This is a genomic window from Mailhella sp. (genome assembly GCF_057866825.1).
In genome coordinates this window covers 1-15,856 of the sequence record NZ_DBMAHT010000048.1, presented here as the reverse complement: position 1 = coordinate 15,856, position 15,856 = coordinate 1, and the positions used below count along the sequence as shown (strand labels likewise).

At 60.6% G+C, this 15,856-nt stretch carries 9 protein-coding genes and 4 tRNA genes; all 13 read right to left on the bottom strand.

Annotation, left to right across the window (positions count from 1 at the left end; genetic code table 11):
* On the bottom strand, positions 1 to 1,178 hold a 1,178-nt coding region (locus ACZM96_RS06250), incomplete at its 3' end, for a mannose-1-phosphate guanylyltransferase/mannose-6-phosphate isomerase (RefSeq protein WP_489487974.1).
* Between the two features lie 2 nt (positions 1,179 to 1,180).
* On the bottom strand, positions 1,181 to 2,053 hold the full coding sequence (locus ACZM96_RS06245) for a tyrosine-type recombinase/integrase (protein WP_489487972.1): 873 nt from the start codon (positions 2,051 to 2,053) through the stop codon (positions 1,181 to 1,183).
* Between the two features lie 746 nt (positions 2,054 to 2,799).
* Positions 2,800 to 2,874, bottom strand: a tRNA-Gly gene (locus tag ACZM96_RS06240).
* A 42-nt stretch (positions 2,875 to 2,916) separates the two neighbouring features.
* Positions 2,917 to 2,991, bottom strand: a tRNA-Gly gene (locus tag ACZM96_RS06235).
* Position 2,992: 1 nt separating this feature from the next.
* Positions 2,993 to 3,066, bottom strand: a tRNA-Cys gene (locus ACZM96_RS06230).
* 14 nt (positions 3,067 to 3,080) lie between these two features.
* Positions 3,081 to 3,155 (bottom strand) — tRNA-Gly (locus ACZM96_RS06225).
* 1,379 nt (positions 3,156 to 4,534) lie between these two features.
* The gene (locus tag ACZM96_RS06220) at positions 4,535 to 6,241 is read right to left on the bottom strand and encodes a long-chain-fatty-acid--CoA ligase (protein WP_489487970.1); all 1,707 of its coding nucleotides are present in this window, start codon (positions 6,239 to 6,241) and stop codon (positions 4,535 to 4,537) included.
* A gap of 154 nt (positions 6,242 to 6,395) precedes the next feature.
* Positions 6,396 to 8,021, bottom strand: coding sequence for an NAD(+) synthase (gene nadE / locus ACZM96_RS06215; protein ID WP_489487968.1), 1,626 nt, complete (start codon positions 8,019 to 8,021; stop codon positions 6,396 to 6,398).
* 211 nt (positions 8,022 to 8,232) lie between these two features.
* Positions 8,233 to 9,024: a 4-hydroxy-tetrahydrodipicolinate reductase gene (dapB, locus tag ACZM96_RS06210; protein WP_489487967.1), complete on the bottom strand. Its 792-nt coding sequence runs from the start codon at positions 9,022 to 9,024 to the stop codon at positions 8,233 to 8,235.
* Positions 9,025 to 10,017: 993 nt separating this feature from the next.
* Positions 10,018 to 11,238, bottom strand: coding sequence for an acetate/propionate family kinase (locus ACZM96_RS06205; protein WP_346666140.1), 1,221 nt, complete (start codon positions 11,236 to 11,238; stop codon positions 10,018 to 10,020).
* Complete coding sequence (gene pta, locus ACZM96_RS06200; protein WP_489487965.1) at positions 11,238 to 12,773, bottom strand: phosphate acetyltransferase; 1,536 nt, start codon at positions 12,771 to 12,773, stop codon at positions 11,238 to 11,240. The genes ACZM96_RS06205 and pta overlap by 1 nt, the downstream gene beginning before the upstream one ends.
* A 970-nt stretch (positions 12,774 to 13,743) precedes the next feature.
* A complete protein-coding gene (hemA, locus tag ACZM96_RS06195) occupies positions 13,744 to 15,018 on the bottom strand; it encodes a glutamyl-tRNA reductase (protein WP_489487963.1) in 1,275 nt (424 codons plus the stop codon).
* A gap of 58 nt (positions 15,019 to 15,076) precedes the next feature.
* A partial coding sequence (gene ccsA / locus ACZM96_RS06190) for a cytochrome c biogenesis protein CcsA (protein WP_489487962.1) occupies positions 15,077 to 15,856 on the bottom strand: 780 nt, incomplete at its 5' end.

The window sequence follows — 15,856 nt, the reverse complement described above, 5'->3', positions numbered from 1 at the left end:
TAGTGAAGCTGCAGGGAATTTTCCTCGCCCGGATTCACCACAATGCGCTTCACCTGAAAGCGATCGGACAAAATAAGCGTCTCGTAGCTGCCCCAGGGACGATACACCTTGAGATGGATGTCGGATTCCGGACGTTTTTCCAGCTTGAGCTTTTCCACCACATGCTTCACGTCCTGCGACTTGCGGCGATCGGTGACGAGGATGGCGTCGCGGGTTTCCACCACAGCCAGATCATGCACGTCCAGCGCGGCGATGAGGCGGCCGGAACTGCGCAGATAGCAGTTGCTGGCGTTGTCCACAATGACGTCGCCTTCGCAGGCGTTGCCGTCGCCGTCCTTGGGCGAGACCTCATAGAAGGCTTCCCAGGAACCGAGATCGCTCCAGCCGCAGTCCACCGGCACGACGGCGGCTTTGGCCGTGTGCTCCATGACGGCGTAGTCGATGGAGTCCGACGGCGACTGGCAGAACGCCGCCCCCGGACGAATGAAGCCGAGATCGCGGCGACGCTCCTTCCACGCATCCTGCACTGCCTGCCAGATGCCGGGAGCGAAGGTTTTCAGCTCGTCAAGATACGCGGAGGCCTTGAAGAAAAATATGCCGGAATTCCAATAATAATTTCCCTCGGCAAGCATGGCCGCAGCCTTGTCTTCCGAAGGCTTTTCGAGAAAGCGCTCCACCTTGAAGACGCCGTTTCCCATTTCCGCCCCGCGCCTGATGTAGCCGTAGCCCGTTTCCGGGCACGACGGCTGAATGCCGAACGTGACAAGCATGCCCGCTTCCGCCGCCGGACGCGCCGATTCCACGGATGCACAAAATTTTTCAGGGTGCGTGAAACGATGATCGGAAGGCAGCACCAGCAGCAGAGAATCGTGCTCCTCCAGGGCCGCAAAGGCGGCCAGTGCAATAGCAGGCGCGGTGTTACGACTGATCGGCTCAAGGATGACGGCCCCGGAACGACCTTCCTCGTGCATGGACGCGCTGGCGTAGAAGCGATAGGCGTCGTTGCTCACCACGATGGGGTCTTCGGTATCCTTGAGGGCGTCGGTGCGTCGCAACGTCTCCTTGAAAAGCGTGCTGCCGTTGCCGAGCAACATGAACTGCTTGGGATACTTGGTACGCGAGGCCGGCCACAGCCTTGTACCCGATCCGCCGCACAAAATGACAGGCTGAATGTTCATGATTATCCTGCTATGTTGTGTTGTTTGACTATTTCCAACGTTTCCAGTCGGTAACATCCCATAAGTCTGCCCAGTTCCGTCTGCGAGGCGTCCATGTCTGCAAGAACAAACGCTGCAAACCCGCTTCGCAGATCCTGAATGCGCAGTTCCGGTTTCCCCAGTTTTGTGCGCAGGAGATTCCAGGTGTAAAAAACAGACGTGAGAGGCTTTCCGGACGACGACGCAAAGAGCCACGGCACGTCTTTGCGCCTGGGAAGGCGACGAATGAGTCTGACCGCTTCCGGACTCAGCGGAATGAGTCTGCTCCGGCCGGTATAGACCGTTCTCGCGGCAAGAACGGCGCGTCGCAGATGCACATCCTGCCAGCGGGCGTGGAGAATTTCCGACTTGCCGGCTCCGGTAAGCAGCAGCAGATGAATGGCCTGAGCGCTGGGACGATCGGCATATTCTTCAAGCAGACGAATCAACTTCAATGTCTCTTCGCGTGTAAGCATTCCGTGCGATTTTTGCGGCTCATTTCTGCGCACGACCATATTTCGGAACGCATCTCCATTGTTGAGTGCTCCCGTACGCACGGCAAAATTCAAAATATATTTGACGAGCCAGAACAGGCGATAACGCGAGCTGGAGGACAGACCGTTGTTTTCCAGAGCAGAGAGCCATCCCCTGAGCTTTTTTTCGGAAATTTCAGCCAGGGGGCAGCTTCCAAGATAGGGCAGAATATGCCGGGTCAGGTATCGCTCGTCAGTCTTCCAGCTCCGCTTATTTTGCTGCACATAGGGAAGATAACTTCTCCTGACGAAATCCTCGAACAGACACAGCCTATTGATATCCCTCACACAGTTTGTAATGAGGCGATGTTTTCCCCCTGCCATACGCGAATCCTTTAATCGGAGCGTCCAAAAAGTGTACTTTTTGGCTGGTAAGGGGCGATTGAAAATTGACGTTATTTTTTTGCTGGAATTTTCAAGTGTTCCCTGCTATAGCTCAGAAAAGTGACTGACATTATTATGAGTGTCGAAAAAGTACACTTTTTCGACAGGTTATCAAAAATTATATTGTATTTTTTCAGCACAGAAATACCAAATCTGAAATAAAAAATTTTCTCTTCTATTTTTTATCATGTTCACGTTTATATTTTAAATGTCTTTACGTGGATTTGATGCTCTTGAAAAAAAATATTGATAAAAATATAACTCATATAAAATCTGTAGATATTACTTCAAAAAACATTTTATATGAGAACTTCTGACGAAATCGAAAATTCTCTTTTTTGTTATAAGAAAAGCCTCAGCTGGGCTGTAGGCGAAAACATATAGTTATGCATATGTTATAAACGCTTCTTTTGATTTGCTGAGAAAAAAGTATGATCTGGCAAATGCCCCTGGGAAACTCAAAAGGAGGTCGCAATGAGTGACGCAAAGAAATCAGCTCATGTGGAAGAAAACGGCGGATATCACATGGTATTGGCGTCAAAATAGCGCGTACTGCTAGGGCGTCTTGTGTACGTACTTCTGCCGCTGTTTTGCCGGGGCTCGGAAGAATTTTCCATCCGAATATTGGAAATATGCTGAAAAAAGAAAAGGGATCATAAGTCATCGCTTATGATCCCTGAAAATATTGGAGCGGGCAACGGGATTTGAACCCGCAACGTTCAGCTTGGGAAGCTGACACTCTACCGTTGAGTTATGCCCGCATACGAAAAAAGGCTTACGTAAGGTAAGCCTTGATTCATTCGTGGAGCGGGAGACGGGATTTGAACCCGCGACTTCAACCTTGGCAAGGTTGCACTCTACCACTGAGTTACTCCCGCGTGGAGGCGACATCCAGATTCGAACTGGAGATCAAGGTTTTGCAGACCTATGCCTTACCACTTGGCTATGTCGCCACGAAAATTTGTGCTGGAGCGGGAGACGGGATTTGAACCCGCGACTTCAACCTTGGCAAGGTTGCACTCTACCACTGAGTTACTCCCGCGTGGCGTGAAGAAACTTATAGGGGATTCAGGCTGAGGTGTCAACAGGAAAAACGGCCGACAGGGAATTTTTTTGTTTCAGGTTCAGAAAATCAGTCGGAACAACGCTGAACTGTTGTGCTTTTTTTCGGCATTCCGGGAAAAGAAAGGTGTTCTTCATGATTTTTCAAGCTGCGATGCCCTGTTCGGGCCGCAGCAAGAGACGGCGAGACAGCCAACAGGCATGAGCTTCGGGCGGAGCGCGGATCGGGAACGGCGCATTTTGCAGGCTTCAGGCCGCGGAAGAGGGCAGGAGATACGGGCAAATGGGGCGGAATGCTCCGATGGGGGCATGGACTGATGCGTTCGCGCAGAACCTGCGGGTCACGGAGAGCGACGGATGTTTCCCGCTGTTTAAGCCGTACCGGAAAAAGCGTTTCTCCCTGCCGCTGATTCTTTTGTCATGAAAGGCCCTGCGTCCTGCTCAGAGGCTCTTCCGGCCCGATCGAGAGCGATCCGCTGCCGCGAGGGCGTTCGACTTCAAGCTCGCCCTGCCCGAGCGGAAGTTATCGGTCGGCGCACGAAGCTGGACTCGAATGCCTGCATGTCCCGGAGAACGCGGACCACGACGCACGCGGGGCACCGCACAAATTCCTTCCCGCGATCGAGGACAAACGCGACAGCGAAACGCACACGCAGGGCACAGGGCAGGGGGCTCTTCTCTGACGCCTCGGAGGAAACATCCTGAGCAAAATTTCCGGGAACCGCACAGGGGCTCTTTTTAAGACAACGCGGAGGCCACCGACAAAAACGCGGCGTGCCTTCGGCGTGTGTGGGGGCTTCTCTTCCGGTACGGAGACGACCGAAAGCAGGCGGATCAGGGCAGTGCGAATTGTTTTTCCTCTGTCGGCACAGAGGCGGCGAGGCCATAACGCAGCGCCTTGAATGGATTGCCGCCTTTTCTCTGTCCGCGCGGAAGCGATACACCGCATGGCAAGAACGCACAGCCTTCCAGTCGCCCTTTCTCTGCCCAAACGGAGGCGCCCGCATGTCCCCCGTCATCTCCCCACACATTCCCCCACACATCGCCCCGCGACGGCCCGCTCAAAGCAGCGCGGAGGCGCGCGGCGTCCATCCCCCCGGACGCATGTTCCGTAAGCCGGAGATGCGGAACCACGCGCGGGCCTGCCACCTCGTCTGCGGGCCGTGAAAGCGTCTTTGCCGGGCGGCCGCGGGTCGTTTTGTGGGCGTCATTCCCCCAGCGCCGATGCAGAAGCACGGAGGGCGGCTCTCATCAGCAAGCGCAGCGAATTTTACTCCCGGCGCGTAGAAGCGCAGGGCGGAGAAAAGGAAAGAGCGCCCCCAGGCGCTCTTTTCATGCTTTTCTGATCCTGAGGCGGGATCAGTCTTTTTTCTGTTCTTCTTCGTGCTGTTTCTTTTCTTCTTCCTCGCGCAGGGCGCGGCGAAGCACCTTGCCCACCATGGATTTGGGCAGCTCGTCGCGGAATTCAAAGATGCGCGGCACCTTGTAGGACGCCAGCTTGGTGCGGCAGAAGGCGGCCAGCTCGGAAACGGTGATTTTTTCACCGTCCTTGGGCACGATGTAGGCCTTGAGGGTTTCGCCGCGGGCCTTGTGCGGCACGCAGAGCGACACGGCTTCCTTGATCTTGGGATACTCGTGCAGCACTTCGTCGATTTCGCGGGGGAACACGTTGTAGCCGCCGACAATGGCCATGTCCTTCTTGCGATCGACGATGAAGTAGTAGCCGTCGCTGTCGCGGTAGGCGATGTCGCCGGTGTGCAGCCAGCCGTCGGCGAGGGTGGAAGCGGTTTCTTCGGGCTGATTCCAGTAGCCCTTCATGACCTGCGGGCCGCGGATGATGAGTTCGCCGCATTCGTTGTCGCCGAGTTCGGTCTTGCCGGTTTCGATATCGACGATGCGGGCCTCGGTTTCCGGAATGGGCACGCCGATGGAGCCTATTTTCTGCAGGCCGTACACGGGGTTGGCGATGACCACGGGAGAGGCTTCGGTGAGGCCGAGGCCTTCGGTGATGTTGGCGTGGGTGATGTCCTGGAACTGCTTGAGGCTGGCCTGCGGGAAGGGCGAGGAGCCGGAGATGCACAGCTGAATGCAGGTGAGGTCGTAGTGAGAGATGTCCTTCTGCTGCATGAGGGAGATGTACACGGAAGGCGCGCCCACGAAGAAGGTAGGACGATGCTTCTTGATGAGCTCCAGCACGTCGTGGGGGGAGTAGCGCGGCACGGGCATGGTGGAGGCGGCGAGCACGGCGGGGAGCACGATGTTGCCCATGAGTCCGAACACGTGGAAGAAGGGCATGATGCTCAGAAAGCTGTGCGAGGAATTGGAGGCGTCGCAGTGAATGACGGCCAGAAGTTGCTGAATCTGCGCGGAAAGGTTGCCGTGGGTGAGCATGGCGCCCTTGGAAAAGCCCGTGGTGCCGCCGGTGTACTGCAGAAGGGCGAGGGTGTCTTCGGGATGTTCGGGTTCCTCGCTGTAGCGGCGACGGGTTTTGAACATGCTCTTCCACGGAATGACGGACTGGCCGTTGAAGCGCACTTCGGGCAGATGTCCCTGACGTTTGGCCTGAATGGGCTGCAGAAGGTTGAGCGGGAAGGCCAGCGCGTCGGCGATGCGGGAAACGACGCAGGTCTGAACGCCGAGACGGTCGCGCAGGGGTTCTATTTTATTCCAGAAGAGATCGAGGGTGATGAGAAATTTGGGCGTGGCGTCGCTGAAGTGATGGGTCAGTTCCTTTTCCATGTAGAGCGGATTGGTCATGACCACGGTGGCGCCGGCTTTGAGCGAGCCCCAGAAGGCAATGATGGTCTGGGGCAGATTGGGCAGCATGATGGCCACTCTGTCGCCCGTGTTCAGTCCGTGTTCGCGCAGGGCGGCGGCAAAGGTTTCCGCCTTTTCCCTGAGCTGCCGGTAGTTGAGGGTCAGGTTCTGAAAGATGACGGCCTTGTGGTCGCCGAAACGGTCGGCAGCTTCGTCCAGATAGGACTGGAGGGAACGGGGGACGATGTTGAGATGCACGGGAGCGCCCTCGGCAATGTGGGGCAGCCATGCGGGAGTAGAGGCGTTCATGAAGCGTATCCGGGGTTAGAATGACATTAAACAGGATTACTCTAACGTTGCTTGTCTGTTCTGTCACGCACAAAGTGGGGGCGCTCCCCCCCTGCGGACAAAAAAAAGGAGGCCTTTTCAGGCCTCCTTTGACGGTGTTCAGGGAAGAATCGGATCAGAGTCCGCGGGAAACGGCGGGCACGTTCCAGTCGATGCCGAGGGTGCAGGAGCTGAGCTTGAGCGCAGGCGCACTCTGATGACGCTTGAACTCCGACGCGGCCAGACGGCGCACCACGCTGCGCACCACGTCGTCGGAAACGCCGGGAACGACAAGCGTTTCGGGGTTCGCGCCGTTTTCCAGAAGTTCACGGAGAATGGCGTCGAGCACGTCGTAGGGAGGCAGGTTGTCCTCGTCCACCTGACCGGGATGCAGTTCCGCGGAAGGAGCCTTTGTGAAAATATGCTCGGGAATGATGTTTCCGCCGCGCATGTCGTTGTACCAGCGGGCGACTTCGTACACTTCGGTCTTGTACAGATCGCCGATGGGTTCGATGGCGCCCACGGTGTCGCCGTAGAGGGTGCAGTAGCCCGCGGCGTTTTCCGACTTGTTGCCGGTGCCCAGCACGGCGCGTCCGAGGCGGTTGGCAAAGGCCATGAGCAGGGTGCCGCGGATGCGGGGCTGAATGTTGTCGGCCGTGAGATCGTTGTCCACGGCGGGCAGTTCGGCAAAGAGCGGATTGAGCACGGTGTCGAAGGCGTCCATGATGGGCGTGATGCGCGCGGTGCTCGCCTGAATGCCGAGATTTCTGGCCAGCACGTCGGCGTCGCTTTCGCTGTGATCGGTGCTCCAGCGCGAGGGCATGAGCACGGCGAGCACGTTTTCGGCGCCGAGGGCTTCGGTGGCGATGCAGGCCACGAGGGCGGAATCCATGCCGCCGGAGAGGCCGAGCACCACGCCGGTCATGCCGCACTTGTGGACGTAGTCGCGCACGCCGAGCACGGCCGCGCGGAACAGCGCTTCGGCGCGTTCGGGCACGGGCTGAATGGTTTCGGGAGCGGGGCCGTCGTCGAGAGCCACGGCGGAGGCGGTCACGCCGGCCTTGTCGAGATCCACGACCAGCGCGGCTTCCTCAAAGGAAGAGGTGCGGGCCACGACTTCGCCGGAGGCGTCGAGCACGAAGCTTCTGCCGGAATAGATGAGGCTGTCCACCGCGCCGCACTGATGCACGGTGAGCACGGGAAGCTTCCACAGGCTGGCGAGGGCGGAGCAGTGCATTTCGCTTTTTTCCTGCGTTTCCGGCAGGAAGAGCTCGGGGGAAGTGAAGAGCACGGCATCGACCGACGCGGCGGCCTTGGCGCTCTTGAGCAGGCCGAGGGCTTCCTGATGGGCCCAGGCGGGTTCGGTTTCGGGCAGGTAGAGGGCGGGGCCGCCGGGAATGCGTATGACGCCGTTGCTCTGTCTGGCGAGGGCAATGAGGTTGCCCTGCGAGAGCAGCACGTAGAGGGGCACTTCCGCGCCGGTGAGGGAAATCAGCATGTCGGGGCCGTCGGCGAGCATGTCGGCGAGTTCGTGGGCGAGTTCGTGGGCGGCGTCGCGGCAGCGGCGGTAGAAGCCGCCGATGTGCTTCAGCGGTTCCCACGGCACGCCGGCGAGGGCATAGGCGGGAGTGACGCACAGCGTGCGTTCACCCGGAGCGGCGGGATGGGCGGCTGCGGCCTTGCGGGCCATGTCGGCCAGTTTGTGCGCATTGCCGCGGAAGTCGCCGGGAACGGGATTGTGCTGAAGAAGAATAATATGCATGGAGAACCTCGATGGCCGCTCGGCCGGATGTATCTTGAAGCGTTTTGGCAGAAAGGAACCCGGTGCGGAGGAGAAAGGCGGGAAAATCTGGCGGAGGAAGCCGTCATGCCGGAGAACAGCGGCTCCGCAGAGCCTGGAACATGGTTCCTGCCGGGTACAGAACGGCCCGTTCCCGGCACGGAGCGCGGAAACGGGACCATGAGTTATTTAGCTAATCGTGCAGCACGTCCTGCATGTTGTACACGCGACCGGGCTGTCTGGAGACAATCCAGCGCGCGGCGCGAAGCGCGCCGTTGGCGAAGTTTTCGCGGGAATGGGCCTGATGCGTGATTTCTATGCGTTCGCCGGGGCCCATGTAGTAGATGGTGTGAACGCCGACCACGTCGCCGCCGCGCAGGGACTGAATGCCGATTTCCGCATGCTTGCGGGGTTCGCGCACGTCGAAGCGGTTGGTGTTGATGTCGGCGCGGGTCAGGCCCTTGGCGGCCAGGAGGGGTTCGGCCAGGAGCAGGGCGGTGCCGCTGGGGGCGTCCTTTTTCTTGTTGTGGTGGATTTCCATCATTTCCACGTCGTAGGCGTCGCCGAGCAGGGCGGTGAGGCGGGGAAGGATGTCCATGATGACGTTGATGCCCACGCTCATGTTGGCGGAACGGAAGACGAGACTGCGGGCGGCGAGGGCGTCGAGTTCTGCGAGCTGTTCTTCGGAGAAGCCCGTGGTGCCGATGATGATGGGATTGCCGTGCTCCGCGGCGGCGCGGGCCGTGACCATGGTGGCCTCGGGAGCCGTGAAGTCTATGACCACCGCGCCGGGACATTGAGGCAGCACCGTGGAAATATCGCTGGAAACCAGCGCACCGGAAGCCTTGAAGCCTGCGAGCCTGTCCGCGGCTTCCGAACGTTCGAGCACGGCGGCAAGGACAAGATCGTCCGCTTCTTCCACGAGGCGGGCGATGGTGGAACCCATGCGGCCGGCGGCACCCATGACAATGACGGAAAGAGCCATATGATTTCTCCGGTTCTTGGTGGGATGATACGCAGGACTTGAGCATAAAAAAAACTGATGGGGAGCGCAAGTTATGAGGTTTAATTCACATTAAGCCCGGAGCATGCGTCGGAAGAGGGGAGGGCGCGTTGCCGGGCGGCGCGAAGTGCGGCGATTTTTCCGGCAGGCAAGCGTGTTTTGCAGAGCTTCGGCCCGGCGGATGCAGATGTGCGGCCTGTGTTTCGGCGTCGGCGAAGTGGAAGAGCCGGGAAACGCGCCCGGCGTCTTCTGCACGGTGGGGGTCGGGCGGGCGTTTTGTCGTCGTATTTTCCGGCGGCAGGCGGAACAGCCCGGAGGGCGCAGTGCGAAGTTTTGGGGGAGGGAAAGAGAAGTGGAAGCGGGATTCGGCCTGGCGCTCGTCGGGCGCGGGCGGACGGGGAGCTGAACTCCTCGGCTGGGTGGGGAAGTTCGTCAGGCGTGGTGCAAAGGAGGGCGTGCCGGACGCGGCGTCGTTCGGGGCGTCGGCGTGGGGCGGACTCTCAGCCGCAAAGGAGAGCGCAAAGGAGAGCGCGAAGGAAAGCGAACGTCGGTCACAGGCTCCGCACAGACTCTCGGATCGGGCAGAAGCAGCGGCGCAGGATGTTCGAGGCGCTTCAAGGGGCGTAGCTGCGGAAACTTCGTTTGCCTTGCGCGGGGCGGGCACGGCATCGCGCCGGGAAAGGTCTCGTCTCTCGGGCAGCGTGTTCTCTATCCGGCTCCCGCTCTGGAGAACACGCGGAACTTCGACGGCACAGCGGGACGGATGAAAAACGTGCGCCGCGAATGACATGGGGCCTGCGGCACAGGGCGCGAAAAAGCGCGGCGTCGGTCACAGACTGCGCAGGCAAGGCACGTCAAAGGCTTTCGGATCGGGAAAACGCGCTCCGGTCACACGTTTTCGCCTGCCTTGCCGCGGACAGAAAAAGGCCCTGCCGGAGAGCCGACAGGGCCTTTTTGATGCGTCAGAGACGGAAATTACGCCTTGCCTTCGGCAATGCTCACGGAGATGCGGGCGATTTCCAGTTCTTCATCGGTGGGGATGACGGCCACCTTCACGCGGGAGCCTTCCTTGCTGATGAAGTGAGGATCGCCGCGGCGCACGTTGTTGAGTTCGGGATCGAGTTCGATGCCGAATTCTTCGAGGTTCTCAAGGATCTTGGCGCGGACGGGCGCGGCGTTTTCACCGATGCCGCCGGCGAAGGCGATGAGATCCACATGACCGAGGGCGGCCATGTACGCGCCGATGTACTTCTTCACGGAGTAGCACTGCGTGTTGAAGGTGAGAATGCAGTCGGGATCGCCCGCTTCCACGCCGGCTTCGATGTCGCGGCTGTCGCTCTTGCCGCAGAGGCCGAGGAAGCCGGACTTCTTGTTCATGAGGGTGTCGATTTCATCGGGGGTGAAACCTTCGTTCTTCATGAGGAAGGGAACGATGGCGGGGTCGATGTCGCCGCAGCGGGTGCCCATGACGAGGCCCTGCAGGGGGGTGAGGCCCATGCTGGTGTCCACGCACTTGCCGGCGCGCACGGCGGAAACGGAGCTGCCGTTGCCGAGATGGCACACGATGACGTTCACTTCGGAAGGCTTCTTGCCGAGCAGAGCGGCGCCGGCCTTGGACACGAAGCGATGGGAGGTGCCGTGGAAGCCGTAGCGGCGGATGTTGTACTTCTTGGTGAGTTCCTTGGGCAGGGCGTAGGTGTAGGCGTAGTCGGGCATGGTGGCATGGAAGCCGGTGTCGAAGACGGCCACGTTGGGCACGCCGGGGAACAGCTTTTCCATGGCTTCAATGCCGGTGAGGTTGGCGGGGTTGTGCAGCGGTCCGAGGGGGATGTAGTCGCGGATGACCTGCTTCACTTCCTCGGTGACGAGCGCTTCCTGATAGTCGGGTCCGCCCATGAGCACGCGATGGCCGATGACCACGATTTCGGCCGGATCGTCGATGACGCCGCCGAGTTCATGCTTCATGAGCACTTCGGCCACCTTGGCCATGCCGGCGGCATGGGTGTCGTAGTTGCCGGGATATTCAAACTTTTCGGTTTTGCCGTCGGCGGTGAAGCGCTTGTGGGTGAGCATGCTGTCGGGGGAGCCGATGCGTTCCACGAGGCCCTGGCAGAGGCGGCGTTCGGTTTCCTTTTCGAGAACCTGATACTTGAAGGAGGAGCTGCCGCCGTTGATGACGAGAATTTTCTTGACCATTATTTGAGTCCCTTTTCGGCCTGAGCCTGGATAGCGGTGATGGCAACGGTGTTGACGATGTCCGGCACGGAGCAGCCGCGGGACAGATCATTGACGGGCTTGCGCAGACCCTGAAGCACGGGGCCGATGGCCACGGCGTGGGCGGAGCGCTGCACGGCCTTGTAGAGGTTGTTGCCGGTGTTGATGTCGGGCACGATGAACACGCTCGCGCGGCCGGCCACGGGATCGCCGGGCATCTTGGTCTTGGCGGTGGCGGCGTCCACGGCGGCGTCGTACTGGATGGGGCCGGTGATGAGCAGTTCAGGAGCCTTTTCCTTGGCGAGGCGGGTGGCTTCCTTCACCTTGTCCACGGTGGGACCCTTGCCGGAATTGCCGGTGGAATAGGAGAGCATGGCCACGCGGGGTTCGAGGCCGAAGGCGGCGGCGGTTTCGGCGGTGGTCACGGCGATGGTGGCCAGCTGTTCGGGATCGGGATCAAGGTTGATGGCGCAGTCGCCGTAGGTGTTCACGCGGTCCTTGAGGCAGACGAAGAAGGCGCTGGACACGATGGAGGCCGTGGGCTTGGTCTTGATGAATTCAAGGGCGGGGCGCACGGTGTGGGCGGTGGTGTTCACCGCACCGGAAACCATGCCGTCGGCCTTTTCCTTGTAGATCATCATGGTGCCGTAGTAGGTGCTGTCGGCCATCTTTTCGCGGGCCTGTTCGATGGTGACGCCCTTCTTGGCGCGAAGCTGCGCGTAGGTTTCCGCGAAGTCTTCAAAGTCGGGGGCGGTCACGGGATTGATGACTTCGGCGGCGTCCACGTTCACGCCGAGTTCCGCGGCGCGGGCGTGAATCTTTTCGGGATCGCCGAGCAGGATGATTTCGGCCACCTTGCGCTGAAGGAGAATGGCGGCAGCCTTGATGAGGCGGTCTTCTTCGCCTTCGGGCAGCACGATGCGCATGGGATGCTTCTGGGCCTGTTCGATGAGGCCGAATTCAAAGAGGCGGGGCGTGATGTGGCCGTTGCAGGAATCGAGAATGGAAGCGAAGTCGGCGGCCTTGCTGCTCACGGGGAAGGAGAAATACGCGGCCACGGCCTTTTCGTCTTCTTCGCTCATGCCGGAGAGGAACACGCCGAGCAGTTCCACGCACTGTTCCTTCATCTGGCACTGGAAGGTGGTGACGGTGGCGGCGACTTCGGCGGGGGAGCAGCCTTCGCCGGAGAGGGCGAGCACCACGGGAGCGCCCATGTTGGCGGCCACGCAGGTGTTCAGGGCGTTTTCAAACGCGGCGCTTTTGCCGGTGAAGTCGGTGCCTTCGCAGAGCACGAAGTCGGCCTTGGCGGCGGCTTCCTTGTAAGCGGCGAGAACGGAATCAACGAGTTCGTTGCACTTGCCGCCGTTGATGAGCTCAAGGGCGGTCTTGAGGCAGGGAACGGGACGGAACAGAACCGGGGCCTTGGCGGAACCCTTGACGAGATCCATCAGTCCGGCGACGGCGTAGGCCTTGCCGGAATTCGCCGCGAGAGCGGTGACGAAAAGCGTGCGTGCCATGGGGAAAACTCCTTCACATAGAGAAATTCAGCCGGAAAAGAAACGCCTCTGGCGGGGCAGATACGTCTGCTCAGTGTAATGAGCTCATGAAATGAGTCAAGAGCCCGGCCCCGGAGTTCGGGGCGCCCTGCGGAAGGATGATCGATATAATATGTTGTTATATTATGAAAAAATGATCTTTTAGAAAAATTGATTGAGCGCTCAATTTAATTCTGTTCGGAACCTGTCCGGCGAAGGGGAGCGACCTTGCCGATGCCTGTCGGGAACTTTCCGTCATGAACGTGGTTGCGGCCGTCGTTGCGGACATCGGCGGCCGTCGTTTCTGCACCTTTGCTGCGTACCCCCGGTGAGGCGCGGGCGGGCGGAACCTGGAGCGACGACGGAGCTCGATTTTGGGCGGGGGTGTGATTTTGCGCGGGAAAAGGGCGGCGTTCTGCTTCCCGAGCTGCGGAATCAGGGAGGCTTCTTTCTCGGGCGGGCGAATCGTATGCGGCGGGACTTTGCCTCGGCGGCCTCTTTGCGGGGCAGGCCCAAGGATACAGCGGGAGACGGCTGCCCCTGACGGGCGTCTTCGCTCGGGCGGCGGATGGAGAGGCTGAACCGGGGCCCGCACCCGATGTTGCGGGGATGAGCGCGCAGTCGCGGAGAGTGCGGAGCATCGCGGAGCCGGAGCGGCGGCGTTGCACGGGCGGCCCTCGCCGGGCTTTGCCGCGGGCGGTATCGACAACGGAATTTTCGTGCAGGCGCAGAAAAGGGCGGCTCGCTGCTTTCCGGCCTGCGGAAGCAGGGCTTCCGCGAAGTCGCGGGGAACGTCGGCAGACAGGACAGCGCAGGCAGAACGTTGCTCGCAGGCGCAGGGAATCCATGCGCCGCAAGAGCGTCCGCACTCTGCCTGTCTTCGGCGGGAGGGCAGCAGAAAGCCCCGGTCCGAAAAGGGGCCGGGGCTCTTTTGCGGCGGCGGAGCCGCGAACTATTTCAGGTTGAAGACGCGCCGCACGGTGTCCACGGCCTGCATGGTGTATTCGGGATTGGCGGCTTCGTGGAAGCGGTCCTTCATGAAGGAGATGGGCTCGTGATTGAAGCGGCGCACCAGCGAGTCGGCCATGATTTCGAGCGCCTCGCGGGTGGCGTCGTCCACGGGGCCGAGGCGGTGCAGCGTCTTGGCGAGTTCCTCTTCCATGATGCGCTGGCCACGCTCCACGAGCGCCACGATGGTGGGCTGGAGCGTGAGCGATTCGATCCACTGATGGAAGGCGGCGGTTTCTTCGTCCACGATGGCGCGGGCGCGCACGGCTTCCTTGCGGCGCTCGGCAATGTGTTCCTCCACCACTTCCTTGAGGTCGTCGATGTCGTAGAGATAGATGTTGTCCAGCGTGTTCACCGAGGGGGCGATGTCGCGGGGCATGGCGATGTCGATGAGGAACATGGGGCGGTTCTTGCGCTTTTTCAGCACGTCGCGCATTTCCTCTTCGTGAATGATGGCGTCGGGCGCGCCGGTGGAGCTGATGACGATGTCGGTGTCCACGAGGTGGTCGAAGAGCTGATCGAAGGGCACGGCTTCGCCGCCGAGCCTGTGGGCCAGCTCTTCGGCCCGGGCGAAGGTGCGGTTGGCCACGCGGATGCGCTTCACGCCGGCCTGCTTGAGGTGCAGGGCGGCGAGTTCGGCCATTTCGCCCGCGCCGATGATGAGGGCGTTGTGGCGGCTCATGTCGTCGAAAATCTGCTTGGCGAGTTCCACGGCGGCGTAGCTGATGGATACCGCGCTGGAGGCCACGCCCGTTTCCGACCTGACCCGCTTGGCCACGGAAAAGGCCTTGTGCAGCAGGCGGTTGATGATGGTTCCGGCGCAGTGGCTCTGGGTGGCCTTGCGGTAGGCGGCCTTGAGCTGACCGAGAATCTGCGGTTCGCCGAGCACGAGGGAATCCAGACTGGAGGCCACGTTGAACAGGTGGCGGATGGCTTCGTCGTTCTTGTACTGATAGAGGTAGGGTTCGAGCTCTTCCACGGTTCTGCCGCGGGCCTTGGCCCAGCATTCCAGGGCGCGCTGGCGGGGGGTGTCGCCTTCGCCCACCACGAGCACTTCCACGCGGTTGCAGGTGGAGAGAATGAGCGATTCGCTGATGCCGTTGGTGGTGGGAATGGCCCAGGTTTCGGGAGAGCAGAAATTGGTGAGCGCGAACTTTTCGCGCACTTCCACCGCCGCGGTGCGGTGGTTGATGCCGATGAGGTGTATGGTGCTGTTCATGATGTTCCTGAGAGAAAAAGGTGTGGCGAGCTGTCTTGAGCCGGAGAGGCTGCGGGGTTTAGAAACCGTGCTGCGTGGAGAGAACGGTGTTCACCACGAACATGGAGAACAGCGAGGCGGCAAAGATGACGAGCGCCAGAATGGCGGGTTTGCGTCCGCGCCAGCCGAGGGCCTGACGCTGATGAAAGAGCAGGGCGTAGAGGGCGAGAATGACGAAGGAGATCCATTCCTTGAAATCGCCGCTCATGAAGCTGCCCCAGCTGATGCGGGCCCAGAGCAGGCCGCACAGCACGCCGAGGGTGTAGCAGGGAAAGCCCACGAGGGTGGCCATGGCGTTCACCTTGTCGAGCGCGCCGAGGGCGGGCAGATCCTTGCGGAAGCCGTCGAGCGGGGTCTTGTGCTTGATGGCGCTCTCCTGCCAGAGGAAGAGCGCGCCCGCGCCTGCGGCCACAGCCATGACGCCCACGCCCACGAAGATGGCGGCAAGGTGCAGAATGAACAGCGGCCCGACCAGCGGCAGGGAACCCGGCGTGCCGGAGAAGCCCAGCGCGCACGCGCCGAGAAAGAAGGCCCACGGAGCCACGAAGTGCAGGGCGATGTCCATGTGCTGGCGACGCGCCACCAGCAGACCGGCCAGGGCCAGAATCCAGGAGAGCGGCAGCAGGTAGAAGCCGCGCGACACGGCGCTGAACGAGCCGTCCGCAATGCTGATGAGAAGCCACAGCGTGTGCAGGGCAAAGCCCGCAACGCAGAGCAGACCGGCCGTTTTCTTTACCCGGGGGGAGCGGCCGAGCACGCCGGCCAGCGAGGCCACGGTGGCCAGGGCGTAAATGGCGAG

What these genes read in the sequence shown, in the direction of transcription:
- ACZM96_RS06245 (WP_489487972.1), bottom strand. Translation starts at nt 2,053, where the DNA reads ATGGCAGGGGGAAAACATCGCCTCATTACAAACTGTGTGAGGGATATC.
- ACZM96_RS06220 (WP_489487970.1), bottom strand. Translation starts at nt 6,241, where the DNA reads ATGAACGCCTCTACTCCCGCATGGCTGCCCCACATTGCCGAGGGCGCT.
- nadE (WP_489487968.1), bottom strand. Translation starts at nt 8,021, where the DNA reads ATGCATATTATTCTTCTTCAGCACAATCCCGTTCCCGGCGACTTCCGC.
- dapB (WP_489487967.1), bottom strand. Translation starts at nt 9,024, where the DNA reads ATGGCTCTTTCCGTCATTGTCATGGGTGCCGCCGGCCGCATGGGTTCC.
- ACZM96_RS06205 (WP_346666140.1), bottom strand. Translation starts at nt 11,238, where the DNA reads ATGGTCAAGAAAATTCTCGTCATCAACGGCGGCAGCTCCTCCTTCAAG.
- pta (WP_489487965.1), bottom strand. Translation starts at nt 12,773, where the DNA reads ATGGCACGCACGCTTTTCGTCACCGCTCTCGCGGCGAATTCCGGCAAG.
- hemA (WP_489487963.1), bottom strand. Translation starts at nt 15,018, where the DNA reads ATGAACAGCACCATACACCTCATCGGCATCAACCACCGCACCGCGGCG.